Source organism: Xylophilus sp. GOD-11R, from assembly GCF_033546935.1.
GTDB lineage: Bacteria > Pseudomonadota > Gammaproteobacteria > Burkholderiales > Burkholderiaceae_C > Xylophilus.
In genome coordinates this window covers 349,345-364,255 of record NZ_CP137854.1, presented here as the reverse complement: position 1 = coordinate 364,255, position 14,911 = coordinate 349,345, and the positions used below count along the sequence as shown (strand labels likewise).

Below are 14,911 nucleotides of genomic sequence, written 5' to 3'. Positions count from 1 at the left end.
TCTCCCACCTTTTTCGCTCAACCGATCCTCGACATGACCACACGCCGCCTCATCACCGCCCTGCTGACCGGCGCCGCGCTGGCCGCCGCGAGCTTCAGTGCCCTGGCGCAGGACACCACCGCCATCCGCAAGACTCTGTCCGAACGCCTGAAGGTGCAGCAGATCGACGAGATCAGCCGCACGCCCATGGCGGGGCTCTTCGAGGTGCGCATCGGCACCGACGTGCTCTACACCGACGCCAAGGGCGACTTCGTCATCCAGGGCGAACTGATCGATACCCGCGCCGGCCGCAACCTCACCGGCGACCGCATCGCCAAACTCACCGCCATCGATTTCGCCAGCCTGCCCGCGCAGGACGCCTTCACCATCGTGCGGGGCAACGGCAAGCGCCAGCTCGCCGTCTTCGAAGACCCCAACTGCGGCTACTGCCGCCGCTTCGAAACCGACCTGAAGTCGATCGACAACGTGACGGTGCATGTCTACCTGTATCCGATCCTCGGCCCCGACTCGACCGAGAAGTCCAGGAACCTCTGGTGCGCCAAGGACAAGGGCCGCGCCTGGCAGGAATGGATGCTCGAAGGCAAGCCCGCCGCCGCCGCCAAGTGCGATACCGCCGCGATCGAGCGCAACGTCGCCCTGGGCCGCAAGCACAAGATCACTGGTACACCCACGCTGATCTTTGCCGACGGCACGCGCGTCCCCGGCGCCGTGCCCGCCGCCGAAATCGAGAAACAGCTCACCATCGCCACGCGCTGAGCTTTCGTCCGCTTCCACCCGAGCCCATTCATGCCCGCAGCCCAGCGCCGCCCGAAGCCGTCTCCCGCCACCCTCGCCTCCTCAGCCGCCGCCAAGGTCGACGCGGCCGTCCACTACCGCATCGAGGCGGCGGACGTGTCGGCGCATTTGTTCCGCGTCACGCTCACCATCGCCGAGCCGCAGGCCCAGCAGACGGTGTCGCTGCCGGTCTGGATCCCCGGCAGCTACCTGGTGCGTGAATTCGCCCGCCACCTGCAAGGCCTGCAGGCGCAGCAAGGCCGCCAGACACCCGAGCTGCGGCAGCTTGACAAATGCACCTGGCAGATCGAAGCCAGGCCTGGCAAGTCGCTGGTGCTGAGCTACCAGGTGTACGCCTTCGACAACTCAGTGCGCGCCTGCTGGCTCGATGCGCATCGCGGGTTTTTCAACGGCACCGGCCTGTGCCTGCGGGTGCATGGCCAGGAAGATGCACCGCACGCGCTGCAGTTGGTCAACCCCAGCGGCGCCCAGCAAGCCTGGAGCGCCGCCACCGCGCTGCACCCGGTCCAGGTCGATGCGAAAGGCTTCGGCCTCTACCGCGCCGACGACTACGACACCCTGGCTGACAGCCCCGTCGAGCTCGGCGACTTCTGGAGCGGCGAATTCACCGCCGGCGGCGTGCCGCACCGCTTCGTCGTCGCCGGCGCCGCGCGCGCCAGCTTCGACGGCGCCAAACTCATCGCCGACACGCAGCGCATCTGCGAGGCGCAAATGCGCTTCTGGCACCCCGACGGCGCCGCGCCGCCGCACGACCGCTACGTATTCATGCTCAACGCGGTCGACGACGGCTACGGCGGCCTGGAGCACCGGCACAGCACCGCGCTCATCTGCGCCCGGCGCGACCTGCCGCGCCAGGGCGAAACCCGCAGCCCCGAGGGCTACACCACCCTGCTCGGCCTCATCAGCCACGAGTACTTTCACACCTGGAACGTGAAGCGGCTGCGCCCGGCCGAACTGGCGCGCTACGACTACACGCAGGAGAACTACACCCGGCTGCTGTGGTTCTTCGAGGGCTTCACCAGCTACTACGACGACATCCTGCTGCGCCGCGCCGGCCTGCTCGACGACGCCGGCTACCTGCGCCTGCTCAACAAGACCATCAACCAGGTCGCGCAGGCCCCCGGCCAGCGGGTGCAGTCGGTCGCGCAATCGAGCTTCGACGCCTGGGTGAAGTACTACCGGCAGGACGAGAACACCGCCAACGCCACCATCAGCTACTACACCAAGGGCGCACTGGTGGCCCTGTGCTTCGACCTCACCCTGCGGCGGGAAGGCAAGGGCAGCCTGGACGACGCCATGCGCACGCTGTGGAAGCGCTGCGCGGCCGGGCCGATGACGGAGGAAGACTTCGCGATCGTGCTGGCGGAACAGGCCGGGCGGGCTTTCACCGCCGAGTTCGCCGCGTGGGTCCACGGAACCGCCGACCTGCCGCTGGCCGACCTGCTCGGTGCCCACGGCGTCGACATCGCCGCCGACCCGTCGCAGCCTGCGCAGCGGCTGGGCATGCGCGTGGCGGAAAACGGCGGATCGGTGCAAGTCAAGGTCGTGCTGCGCGGCGGCGCGGTCGAGCGGGCGGGCATGGCGGCGGGAGATGAATGGCTGGGGCTGGAGACGGCCGACGGCGAGGCCTGGCGCATCGGCAAGCTGGACGATCTGGCGATGTACCTCGGGGCGCAACGCCGGGCTACGGCCTTGGTCGCGCGTGATAAGCGGCTGATGAAGCTGGCGCTGGAATTGCCGGAGACGGATACGACCGCGAGGCTGGTGATCAAGGACGCCGGCAAGGTCACCGCCTGGTTGGCCGAGCCCGCCAAGCCGGTTGCGTCGAAGGCCAAACGCCACAAGTGAGGTGGACGCCCGAAGATTTCGGGCTATAATTCGAGGCTCGGCGCTTTAGCTCAGTCGGTTAGAGCGATGGAATCATAATCCACAGGTCCGCGGTTCGAGTCCGTGAAGCGCCACCAGTCTCAGAAAAGCCTTTGAAGTCAACGACTTCGAAGGCTTTTTGCATTTGCAGGGGTGCCACATGGGAGTGCCACTTCATGGGATTGTCCACAGCGCGTTTGTATCGTCGCGCCGAGTCAGGCGTCTACTTTATCCGGATACTTTTGTTGTATCCAGGCTCAGCTTCTTTCGACGGCGAGCACACCAAAACGGTGCGAAATAAGGCAGAGGTTAGGAGGTCGCTTCGGACGGCGAACCCGAAACTGGCCAGCAAAATTGCAGCAGTCCTCAACGCTGCACTCGCCCAGGTCCCCATGTCCGCCCGTCACCACGTCTTTGAAGACCTCTTTGCGAAGGTCATGGAACGCTTTGGCAGTTCCGACAACCAGTCGCTCCGGATCGATGACCGGGACGACATGCAGAACTTTCTCGGCTTCTTCTACGACCTGAACCAGGTGGGGCTCGAAGATTTCAAGGGTGCCTTCACCCAACGGATTGCGCAACGTGGCGTCTTCACACAGGCCCCGGCGTTCACCATCCGCGATCAGGAAGATCGTGCGGTAGCCGTCGACTTGATGAAGGAACTGGCAAGGCCAGAAATGGCCGACCTGAAAGAAGCGTTGTTGACCCGTCTGCGCGGTCGCCCCATCTCCATTGCTGGCATCGACCCAGCGCCCTCCAGTTCAGCGCCGCTGGCACCGCCCTCGCCCATCCACGCGACGCCACAGACCTCTCCCGCGATGTCTATGCGGGAGCCCCTGCTTGCGTCGACAGCGATCTCCCTGCCGAACGCAACAGCCGGACACCGCGTCCAGACATCGCCACAGAACGTACCTAATCCACTGCTGTGGGGCAATGCTCTGGTGCTGTTCAAGAAGGCGATGAAGGCCCGGCAGAAAGGCAACGCCAAGACGATCGCCGAGCGCGTGACTGTGCTCGGCCAACTCCATGATTTCATGCTGGAGCACCACGGATTCAAACGTGACTTCCAAGTACATGAAGTCCAAAGCTTCCAAGTGGCCAGCTTTCTTGACGACTCCGCCAACCGTCTGGCACGCGGCGTAACGAAGAAGCAGAAGGAAGAAGCCGGTGGCGGGGACACGCTGCCGACCGTTGCCGCCGCCACCTTGCTCAAGCGCATCACTGCTGTTGAAGTGTTCTTCAACTGGGCCTACAAAGAGGCGGGTGCCGCTTTTACCAATGCAGCGGCCGGCCAAGAAGACCGCCGAGAGGCCCTGAACAAGCTGAAGGCCGCACAGGGTGAGTCGTACGAACCGTTTACCGCGACGCACCTGCAAACGATCTTTGAACCCACGCGCTTTCTCGTGGAATGCCGCGATGCGGACCATTTCTGGGGGCCACTTCTTGGCTGTCACATGGGCGCGAGATTGGGAGAGTTCATCAACGCCGAACTCAGCCAGATCAAACAGCACGAACTCTCGGGTAACTGGTATCTCGATGTCAAAGACGAGGACGCTAAGAACGAAAATTCTGTGCGCCGCATCCCGATCACCAAACCGTTGCTCGACCTGGGTTTTCTTGACTATGTGAACAAGCTCAAACAGCTAGGTGCGACGCATCTATTCCCACACAGGGACATGAACACGCCGACTGCGCTGAAACAGCCGTCAAAAAACCTCAGTGAGAAATTCGCCCGATACCTGGATGTGTGCGGCATCAGCGACCCGGCATTGGTCTTCCACTCTTTCCGGCATACGCTAGTCAACACGTTAATGCACGTGGGAGTACCGCTGACGATCATTCAGCAGTTGGTGGGCCACATGGCACAGGACGTCGCCATTCGCCAGGGCTTAATCACCGAAGAGCAAGCTCGCAGCGTGACCTTGACCGTTTACACCCACCAGGACATCCCCGGCATGAACGCACCCGACCAGTTCGACGTGCTGAAGACCGCTCTCGAAACAAACTACAAGTTGCCGCTCGACTATCGCAAGTTGAAGATTGCAGCAGACATCGTGCTCAAACACGTGCGCAAGGATCGCAAGAGCAAGACAGGTTTCGATTGCGGTTGGCCACCGCAGAACAGGAAGTACACCGGGCTTATGAAAGATGAGTTGAATGCTCTCAGAAAGTAGAACGCCGACATAGATCAAAGCTAGCAAAGCGCCACCGCTGTAATCCAGCTCAGTGGCATGAAAGTCTGCAGTGCAGCGATAGCAGAAGTCGGGCGCACGCCAGCACACGCCCGGTTTTTTGTTTCCAGCAGACGAGGCGCTGCCCCGACTTCGGTGGCTTATCGCTCGGATTGTGACCGGATGATGCTCACCGGCCGAAGCATGTGAAAGCTGGCCGCAAATGGTGATTCATCCACAGCAGCAACCGCAAGAAGTCGAGGTATTCGCAGCGTCGCCTACGCTTATCATTTCTGACCGGCGTCTTCAAAAGCGGCGCTTGGGCGGCCGAAAAGCCCAGGCCGAAGCCCAAGAAATGGAGTAGCGAATGATTGAGTCCATCCACGTCGGCAGGACAGCCACCTACGGAGACAATCTTCAGTCGTTGTCCGGCTTGAAGACGTTCAACTACATCTACGGCTCGAACGGTTCGGGCAAGACTACGATCTCGCGCGTCTTGGCGGCGCCATGCGCTCCGGCGCACGCGAGCTGCCGTGTCGCGTGGAAAGGAGGTGCACCTCTAGAGACGTTGGTCTACAACCGCGATTTCGTGGCGGCCAACTTTGGTTTTGGTCCCATTAAGGGAGTATTCACTCTTGGCAAACAAAGCGTGGAAGACGCCGAAGCGCTGCGACTCGCTGCAATTGAAGTCGCAAAGCGGGCGACTGAAATCCTAGCATTGACAGGCACTTTGAAAGGGCCGGACGGCCTGGGCGGCAAAAAGGCCGACCTCGAAGCGCTCGACCAATGGCTGCAAGAAAAGTGCTGGGCCCAGAAAGTCAAACATAGCGCCAAACTCTCTGGAGCCTTCGAGGGCTACCGCAACGACAAGGCGAAGTTCAAGCGCAAGATTATCGAGGAGCATGCGCGGGCCGCGAGCGCCGGAGCTCGCCCGACCTTGGCCGACATGGAGTCAAGAGCCGAAACCGTGTTTGGGACGGCACCCACATCCGAGGCGCTCCTCGCCTTGCCATCGTTCACTAGCCTAATCGCGCGAGAGTCAGATCTCATCCTTGCGAAAGTCGTAGTCGGCAGCAAGGACGTCGACATCGCCGCGATGATCGAGAAGCTCGGGGCAAGCGATTGGGTTAAGCAGGGTCGCCCGTTCTTCCAAAAGAACAATGGCGACTGCCCCTTCTGCCAGCAGCCTGCACCGAGTTCTCTCGAAGCTGATCTCGCCGCTTACTTCGATGGCGCTTTTGTTGCCGACACCGATGCAATAGACGCGCTCGCGATCGCCTACGCGGCCGACGCGAAAACTTTCCTGGCCGCTGTGGACGCCATCTCGGCATCGACCTCAGCGCGGCTGGATAAGCCTGCGCTCGAAGCTCAGCGCGACGCCGCCGCTGCGAAGATTGCCGCAAACTCGCTGTTGATCAAGGCCAAGCGCAAGGAGCCGAGCCGGCCCATCACCCTCGACGGATTGGCGGAGTCCGCCGCGGCGATCGCCTCCATTGTTGCCAAGGCCAATGCCGCGATAAGTGCCCACAACGCAACTGTCGCGAACATCAAGACCGAAAAGGAGAAGCTGACCGCCCAAGTGTGGCGGCACTTGGTCGAGGCAGAGCTCGCGGCTGACCTCGCGGACTATGCAACACGCAAGGAAGGGCTTGACAAGGCTGTCACGAAGATCGAACGCGCGATCGAGGAAGCCACCAAGTCGAAGCTCGCAAAAGAATACGAAATCCGGGCGCTCGAAAAGTCATCGACAAGCGTGCAGCCCACGGTCGACGAGATCAATGGGCTTTTGCGCTCGTACGGCTTTCGGAGTTTCTCGCTAGCGCGCGTGGGGGAAGGACACACATACGCGCTGCGCCGCGCCGATGAGACCGACGCGCGTGAAACCCTCAGCGAGGGCGAAAAGAGCTTCGTCACGTTCCTTTATTTTTATCATCTGCTCCAGGGCAGCGCCAACGACAGCGGGACGATCGTGCCCCGCGTTGCGGTGTTTGACGATCCGGTGTCGAGTCTCGACAGCGACGTGTTGTTCATCGTGAGCAGCTTGATCCACCGATTGATGGATCAGGTCCGCAGCAAGACCCATGCGGTCAAGCAACTCTTCATCCTCACGCACAATGTTCACTTCCACAGAGAGGTGAGTTTCAACGGAGACCGACCTCAGGACTCGGCGATGCGCGAGGAGTCGTTCTGGGTAGTGCGCAAACCCGGCGGCTATTCTTTGGTGGAGCCAAGCCCGCGCAACCCTGTGTCGAGCTCTTACGAGATGCTCTGGGCGGAGATCAGGCGCAAGGACCTGTCGTTAGGCGCTGTGCAGAACACGCTTCGGCGAATCTTGGAGAGCTACTTCAAAATCCTCGGTGGAGTCGATCCGAAGAGTCTCGACCGCCACTTCGAGGGTACAGACAAGGTCGTTTGCAAGTCTTTGTTCTCTTGGATAAACGCTGGTTCGCATGGCTTCGACGACAACCTGCATTTCGCTGTTGACCCTGCCTCAGTAGAAAACCATCTGCGCGTTTTTAAGCAGATCTTCGAGCACTCGACACATGGCGCCCACTACCGAATGATGATGCGCGAGGCCTCTGCAGAAGAGCGTCCAAATGCGTAGACCTGGCAGCCGATGAACGCCCCCGTCTACGATCAGTCAATGCGTTCTACCAGTTGACTCCGCGAGACGAAGGCACGTCGATGCACCACCTCGTGGTGCAAGAGACCGCAATGCAGTGCCAGAAGCTGTTCGATGGTGAGCGTCCAGGCCGACCGTCTTGAAAGCCGGTTCGGAGTTTAGGAGTCTCGAGTCCACTTCAACTCTTGGTGGACTCGTGAACACTTTCCCCGATCAACACGCCAGTCTGCGCCAGCGTCGTAAGCGTCCGGCCAAGCCCTCTTGATTGAGGCCGGCCCACTGGTCAGGATGGTGTCCACCAACGACCGATAGGTGGACACCATAGAAGACGCCAAGCAACTCATCCGGCGGCGCCACAGCCCAGCCCTCAAGACCTAGGTTCTGGTCGAATGCTTCAAGCCAGAGGCGTCGGTAGCGCGTATCGCCATGGCCCGCGGCCTCATAGCAAAGCTGGTGCACAAGCAGAGGCGGCCTGCATCGGCACCGGTGTCTGAGCCATCCTTCATCGCACCCCCGCTCGGAACGCGTCCGGCCAGGTCTTCCTGATTGCGAGCCGCGAGGCGGCAAGGATCGTGTGCATCTAGTTTTAGGTGGGCACGATGACAAGGCGGACACGCGGCGGCTGTACCTGCGGCGTTGATCTTTAACGACTACCGGAACTCAAAGGACTATCTCAGCGGTCTCCGATCAACTCCGCGTTGCTAATGGCTTTGAGTACCCGCTCTCGTGAAGCTGTCCTCAAACGCCCCAAGCCGAGCTCATCCGCCATAGCCGCAATTGCGGCGTCTCCGGAAAAATCCTTCAACACGCTTCTAGCAAGTTGGACCAACTCCGGCATGCATATTTCATCAATAGGCCGAACATCATCCCCAGGAGACCGGTAGCCGGAATGAGCCTCCGCTCCAGCGGCCGCAGGCCAGAAATAGAACACGCCCTCCTCTTCCGTCACTTCAAATGACCGATTCGCCAGAGCCATCACACGGTCGTGGATCCGAGCACCGGTCCGCTGCCACCCATGGGCACGCGCGATTCGACGTGACAATACAGCGTCCTGAATTGGCCCTTCTGCCTTGACTATGTGCTCAATCATCTTATTGAGCGTCTCGTCATATCCGCGATCGAAGAAGTCATTGGCGCTCACGGAGGCAACAGCTTGGGTTGGATCAGCAACCGTGTACTGAGCTTTCACTTGAGGCTCTTGGACCTCGCCCGCTTGGTTTCGGGCATACAAAGCTGCAGGTATTGCAGGCTCATTCGCCAATTCCTCGGCACGTTGCGCCGCTGACTCCTGGCCAGAAACATCATCCGCCGGAACCGAAAGTGCCTCTGCCTGCGCTTTTTCAATCGCGTCCTTCGCTTCATTACGTGCGTCCTGCTGAGCCAATTCCTCCGCCCGCAGAGCCCGGCTATTGGCGAGCAACTCATTCAATTGCCGATCGACCCGGTCAAGCGTACCGACCTTATCGACCCACCAATCGGTCGACCAGATCCGCACAACCTCCCAACCCAAACCCCTCAGCACCTGTTCACGCAGCATGTCACGATCACGCGCAGTGGCCGACCGGTGATAGGTGGCACCGTCGCATTCGACGCCGCTCAGATACGTACCTCTGGCATCGGGATGAACCACGGCCAGATCAACGCGGAAAGACGATGCACCGATTTGTGTGTGCACCTCCCAGCCTTTGCTCGCGAGCGCAGATGCAACGGCCTCCTCAAATGGACTCTCAAAGCCGCCGAGGCTTCCCTTAGTCGCCTCAGCCAGGGCCTTAGTGCCTCGCTCGGCGAACTCCAGGAAATGCTTCAGGTCTTTCACCCCACGTGCCTGTGTGCGTGCCAGGTCCATTTTCTCGGCACGCAGGCTGGAAAACACGCGCAGCTCTTGCCGTGCGCGCGTGATCGCGACGTTCAATCGGCGTTCGCCACCGTCCCGGTTCATCGGACCGAAATTCATCGACACAGCGCCCGTCAGATCAGGACCGTAGGTGATGGAGAAATACATGATGTCGCGCTCGTCACCCTGAACGCTTTCCAGGTTTTTGACGAACAGCGGTTCCAGCGCCGATTCTGCGAAGTGGGGCTCGATCGAAGGATCCTTGCGTCGCGCTTCGTCCAGCAGATCTTCAATTAGGGACTGCTGTTCGGAATTGAATGTCACCACGCCGATCGTCAGACCCGAGGCCCGGAAACCCGGTTCCTTGAGCTTGCGCACGATATCGCCAACAACGGCCATGGCCTCAGGTTTGTTGGTCCGGGCACCGCCTTTTTCATAGGTGCCATCTACGTAGTGGAAGCTGACTGCCCGATCTTCCGTCACTGGCGAGGGAAAGGTCACTAGCGACCCACCGTAATAGCGATGGTTGGAAAACGCGATCAGGCTTTCGTGGCGGCTCCGGTAATGCCAGGACAAATTCATGGTCGGCAGGTTGGCCCCCATGCACTCGTCCAGAATGCTTTCCAGATCCCCTTCGAGTTCATCGTCCTCGTTGGTAGCCTCGGCGCGGTCGAAGAAACTGGTCGGCGGCAATTGCTTCGGATCACCCACCATCACGACCTGTTTGCCGCGGGCAATGGCGCCAATGGCATCCCAGACCGGGATCTGCGAAGCCTCATCGAACACCACCACGTCGAAGGCGTTGGCATCTGCACTCAGGTACTGCGCAATCGACAGCGGACTCATCAAGAGGCAGGGCGTGAGTTTGGTGAGCGCCGTGGGCAGGCTGGACATCAAGGTCCGCAGCGGAAGGTGCTTGGATTTCTTGGTCATCTCATGACGAAGCAAACCCCATTCGGAACTGCGCGTCACTTCGTCCTGCTGCGGCAGATCGGCACAGAGGGATGCCCTTATCCAGGCACGTGTCAGTTCGACATGCCGTGCATCAAGCGCCCTGAAATCACTGATGCGCTTCTCATGTTCGGCCGCAACGAAGGTCCGGATGACGGGTTCGTTATCGACCACAAGATTCAGCCACCAGCGGCTGTAGTTGGTCTCGAAAGCGTTGCGCAGTTGGCCAAGTGGTACGGCGGCGTTCTCGACACCGGCCACGACACCAGAAAGGCCCAGCTGGATCGCCTGATCCCTGACCTTGCGCCAGGCGCACCAGGCATTGAGCCGCGCTTCCGAACGGACGATGCCGTCGCAGTGCGCGATGAGTGCTGGTAGGGCGAGCGCGTTGATTCTGGTCTTGGACGCGTCGGGAAATGCAGCAACAGAACCCAGGTGGTCCACGGCCGGCTGCAGTTCCGCCTGGGCAGCGAGGTACTGCGCGGCATCCAGCGAGAGCGCGCCAGACGGATCCAGCAATGCGACGTTGTCTCCAAGCAGTTGCTCCAGGGCACTTGCCACAGCCTGCAATTCTTCCGGTTTCTCCGCAAGGCCTGTCATAGCCTTGGCGAGAGATGCCTGAAACGCTACCGCCTTCTCGATCTGGTCTATTGCGGTACCCAAATCAACCCAAAGCCCGTTGGTCAGCAGTGTCAGATCCGTTAGATAAACAAGGCCTTTTTCAACCTCGACGCGCCGGCGAATCCTTTGGACGTCTTCGTAAAATGCCAGACCACATTCGCCGGTCGAGACCCTCGGGTGATCTCCCGATAAGGGGCCCTTTGCGCGTACTAGGTCCAAAGCATCCACGAAGGAAAGCGCTGCTTCGAGCACATCCGGCCGGGTCGACCGACCTGCCCAAAGCTGGACAGTCGGGCTGGCCAGGTTCTCCAGTGAGTCAAGCTCTTCCTCGAGGGCTTTCAGCGCCCTCAGTGTTTTGAGCTCTCCCGCCAGGCGGTCGCCACAGCGGCCATTCGCCACGGGCTCGAGATCCTGGTCATCCCACGGAGTGCTGCTCTTTCCGCAGGCCAACGCGCGCTGCAGCCTGATCGCAGCCTCTGCGAACTCTGGCCGGGTTTTCAAACCGGACCAAATGCCTTCGACCGCCGCGCCGATCTCAACCGCCTCGACCTGAGCCCTCAGCTCCCTGATGCGGGTCCACAGCATCAGGTCGGCAGGCACATCGGGCTCGCCAACTCCGCTGACGCAGGCTTCCACCGCCTGTCTGATTTTCTTTTTGCCCAGGTGCGAGAGAGGCCAGACCGCCTTCTCAGCCTTGGCATATTCCCGCTGCAACAGTGACACGTTGAGTTGCTCTATGCTCTCGCCGTATTTCACTGAAAGCTGGGCGGTGGCAGCAGCGATTTCGGCCAGCAGGCCGAGTCCTGTTTCCAGCTCACCGATGATGTCGTCGCCCCAAGGATTGCCCAGCCCGCTTAGCAGGTCCCGACGCTGCTCCAGCAGCAGCAGCCCCCGCCGACATGACGCCATGATCGAAGCAGGCCAGGACGGCGACAAGGCCGCGGTGAGGCTCCGGTGTTGCTCCAGCAGGTCGACACCCCGTCGAAGTCGGGCCACGATGGCCGGGGCATCGGCTCTGGCAGCGAATCTCCAGTCGTGACCCGCTGCGTCAGGCAACAGTAACGCAAGGGAGCGCAAGGACTCGCGGCTGCGTTGTGCCGACGCCGTAGATGGCAAGCCGCATGCCGCCGCAAATTTATCGAACGTTGCCAACACACGCTCTGCAACCGGCGTGGCCGCCCGAGCGGCTTCCACCAAGCTTTGCTGAATACGGGGAGACCACTCCGTATGACCGACATCTGCGAGCGCACTTTTCAGCAAGTTGTCGTAGCCGAGCGCCTTGGCATTGACGTCCAGGCGTTCAACCACTTCACGCATGCGCGCCATGGTCGGCGCGTCATGGGCATGCGCCACATCCCATGAAAGCGCCAGATGCGGAACCAGGTCTCCATCGACCACACGTCCAATGGCTTCATAGATGGTCATGCCATTGGCGAAACGAAAATGAAGCCGCTCGACATAGACATTCAGTTCGTCGCGTAGTGCTTTCAGACGCTGCGCCTCTGCCCGCCATTGATCTTGGTCAATATGTCCCGTGGACTCCCACGAGGTCTTGAGCTGAGCTAGGACATCCAGTTTTCGCGCCTTGCTCGAGTGGAGTTCGAGGCAGAACTCACCCAGCTTCACCTCCCGCAAGCGGCGGAAAACAACGTCCAGAGCCGCGATCTTTTCGGAGACGAAGAGCACTCGCTTTCCCTCAGCCAGGCACTGCGCTATGAGGTTCGAAATAGTCTGGCTCTTGCCGGTGCCGGGCGGGCCGATGAGCACGAAGTCCTTGCCGCGCACAGCCGCCATGACGGCGGACAACTGGGAAGAATCTGCGGGCAGCGGGCAAAAGGTCTGCTCCGGCCCAAACTCGCGATCAAGGTTCTTGGAATGCGGAAACGGAATCCCGGCGGGATAGCTGTCCCTGGGCGAATCGATCAGATGCCGCACCACGGCGTTCTGGCGGAGCTGGTCCGTGCGTTCGGTCAGGTCCTTCCACATCAGATACTTGCCGAACGAGAACATCGCCAGCACGACCTCCTCGGACACTTCCCAGCCCTTGATGTCCTTGATTGCGTGCGAAACGGTCTTCCAAAGCGCCTGGATGTCGAGCCCTCGATCATCCTTGGGCAGCTCGCCTTCAGCGATCCCGAGGCTAAGATTGAAGTCCTGCCTGAGCATTTCGATCAGGGTGGGATTGAACCGCGGCTCATCGTCATGCAAGGAAAGGGTGAAGCCGGACCTCGCGTTCTTCCTGCCCAGGGTGACGGGCACAAGAATCAGCGGCGCGCGGTACTTCTGGCCCTCACGATCGTCCCTGGTCCAGGACAGGAAGCCAAGTGCGATGTAGAGGGTATTCGAGCCGCTCTCTTCCAAGGTCGTACGCGCTGTTCGGTAAAGCTCGACCAGGCGTGCCTCCAACTCGTCCTTGACCACGCCCACGAAGACTTCCTTGCGCTTCAAGCCATCAAGTGCATGGATTCGACGAACGTCTTCACGCTCCCTGCTTTCGTAGATGGCTTGGCTGCGCGGATCGGCTCCATCCATCAAGTCCGGTCGCGGGAGCACCTTGAGAATCTGGCCTTCCGACAACATGTCTTCGAGCAGGCTGGGGTCCGGTGCCTCCAGCTTCAAGGCCTTCTTGCTGCCCTTGAAATTCAGCAGGTTGTTGCGCAACGAAAGATCCAGCAGCTTCCGCTGCCACCTGGCAAGACGATCCTTGGGGTTGAGCGCTCCGGCATCGACCTCTGGGCTTGCGTCCTCCTCAGGGAGTTCCGGTGCTTCAGCGAAGGCAGGCTCGGCAATGATTGGCTGTTCGACCGCAGCACTTGGCGCAATCGCCTCGGCATTAGCCAGAGGCTTGATGCGTTGCATCCGGGCGCGGCGGACATCAACCAGCAACTCGAAGGTTTCTTCCAAAGGTTCGCCGATCTGCTCGACTCCCCTTTCGGTCGCGTAGGTGAAACTGGGGGCAGGACGGTGCGTGATGATGGTGGTCTCAAAGACCACCATCTCCTTCAATTTCACGCGCTTGCGGACCGCCGTCACGTCATCCACGACGACAGTGGTGAACTGTTCCGCCTTCAACCAAAGACCGGCAAAGGCATGGCCTTTGGTGAACACGAGCACCGGGTTGAGCCCAGCCTGCTCAAGGGCCGAGCAAAACATCAGCGCCAGATCCAGGCAGGTCGCCAAACCAGATTCCAGGATATGGCTGGTGCCCCGGACCTTTTGCCCTGCGTGTTCGAAGCTTGCCGGTGGAAGGGCATAGTCGAGACCTAGCGAAGCGATGGCACTCCAGATAGCCGATGCCAACTCCCATGCTCGTTTGTTGCCTCCCGCATAACCATCCAAGGCAGGGTTCTTGTTGTTGTTTCTCAGGACCTCGGCGGCTTGCTTGAGCAGCCGGTCCACTGCCGGATCATTCGGTTGTACGAATGCAGCCACGAGGTCGGGCAGATGGGAGAGGCCACCCCACTGATTGCGTGGCAACAACTCAACCTTACGGTCCGCCCGCGCAATTACCTGTGTCGAGTCTCCACGAGGCCGCAGCGTAAAAGTTACTGTCGCCTTTTCCGCCTCGGTAAGGCGTGTCAGGAACGGGCCATCCAGCTGGACGTCGAGGTCTGAAACGGAACAGGTCTCGCCGGCTGCGACCTCTTCAATACGCCATACCTTCGGCTTCAAGAACGCAGGGGTTGCGTCAACCCAAACGTCAAGCCCATGCAACGCGGCCTCAGTGTCATTCGCGATCTTTAAATCGCGCAACATCGGCACCGAATTCTGAAAGTCGGCCAGGTTCAGTTTTTCGACAACGGAGGATTCAAGTCTCACCACCAACGGCGGAGGTGCAACCTCTTCTATGCGCTCATTGTCGAATTCGGTCGCCTTGTTGTCTGTCATTTAACGCTTCCCGCCGCCTCGCCAGCCCAAGGATCCAAGTCCTGCCGAGATTAGTGAACGATCCATGAAGGGCCCGGCATCCAGCTATGAACCAGGCACTGTCGATTTATTCTTCCACAAACGAGTCAAATTGTTTCAGTTGAGGATCGTTTCTGGCTTGCC

The 14,911-nt window shown here is 60.5% G+C and carries 5 protein-coding genes and 1 tRNA gene; 5 read left to right on the top strand and 1 reads right to left on the bottom strand.

Features of this window, described 5'->3' with window-relative positions; all coding sequences use genetic code 11:
- Window positions 1-33: 33 nt before the first annotated feature.
- The 5 genes from R9X41_RS01650 to R9X41_RS01630 all read left to right on the top strand — a co-directional run bounded on the left by R9X41_RS01650 (window position 34) and on the right by R9X41_RS01630 (window position 7,437).
- The gene (locus tag R9X41_RS01650) at window positions 34-756 is read left to right on the top strand and encodes a DsbC family protein (RefSeq protein WP_318633165.1); all 723 of its coding nucleotides are present in this window, start codon (window positions 34-36) and stop codon (window positions 754-756) included.
- Between the two features lie 30 nt (window positions 757-786).
- Entirely contained in the window at window positions 787-2,643 is a 1,857-nt protein-coding gene (locus R9X41_RS01645; RefSeq protein WP_318633164.1) for a M61 family metallopeptidase, read from the top strand.
- 39 nt (window positions 2,644-2,682) lie between these two features.
- Window positions 2,683-2,759 (top strand) — tRNA-Met (locus R9X41_RS01640).
- Between the two features lie 78 nt (window positions 2,760-2,837).
- Entirely contained in the window at window positions 2,838-4,835 is a 1,998-nt protein-coding gene (locus tag R9X41_RS01635) for a site-specific integrase (RefSeq protein WP_318633163.1), read from the top strand.
- Between the two features lie 364 nt (window positions 4,836-5,199).
- Window positions 5,200-7,437: an AAA family ATPase gene (locus tag R9X41_RS01630; RefSeq protein WP_318633162.1), complete on the top strand. Its 2,238-nt coding sequence runs from the start codon at window positions 5,200-5,202 to the stop codon at window positions 7,435-7,437.
- 691 nt (window positions 7,438-8,128) lie between these two features.
- On the opposite strand, the gene R9X41_RS01625 is transcribed toward R9X41_RS01630, so the two are convergent.
- Window positions 8,129-14,749, bottom strand: coding sequence for an anti-phage protein ProA (locus R9X41_RS01625; protein ID WP_318633161.1), 6,621 nt, complete (start codon window positions 14,747-14,749; stop codon window positions 8,129-8,131).
- Window positions 14,750-14,911: the final 162 nt, after the last annotated feature.

Excerpts from the sequence above, each read along its gene's own strand:
- R9X41_RS01645 (WP_318633164.1), top strand. The coding sequence starts at position 787 with ATGCCCGCAGCCCAGCGCCGCCCGAAGCCGTCTCCCGCCACCCTCGCC.
- R9X41_RS01630 (WP_318633162.1), top strand. The coding sequence starts at position 5,200 with ATGATTGAGTCCATCCACGTCGGCAGGACAGCCACCTACGGAGACAAT.
- R9X41_RS01635 (WP_318633163.1), top strand. The coding sequence starts at position 2,838 with ATGGGATTGTCCACAGCGCGTTTGTATCGTCGCGCCGAGTCAGGCGTC.
- R9X41_RS01650 (WP_318633165.1), top strand. The coding sequence starts at position 34 with ATGACCACACGCCGCCTCATCACCGCCCTGCTGACCGGCGCCGCGCTG.
- R9X41_RS01625 (WP_318633161.1), bottom strand. The coding sequence starts at position 14,749 with ATGACAGACAACAAGGCGACCGAATTCGACAATGAGCGCATAGAAGAG.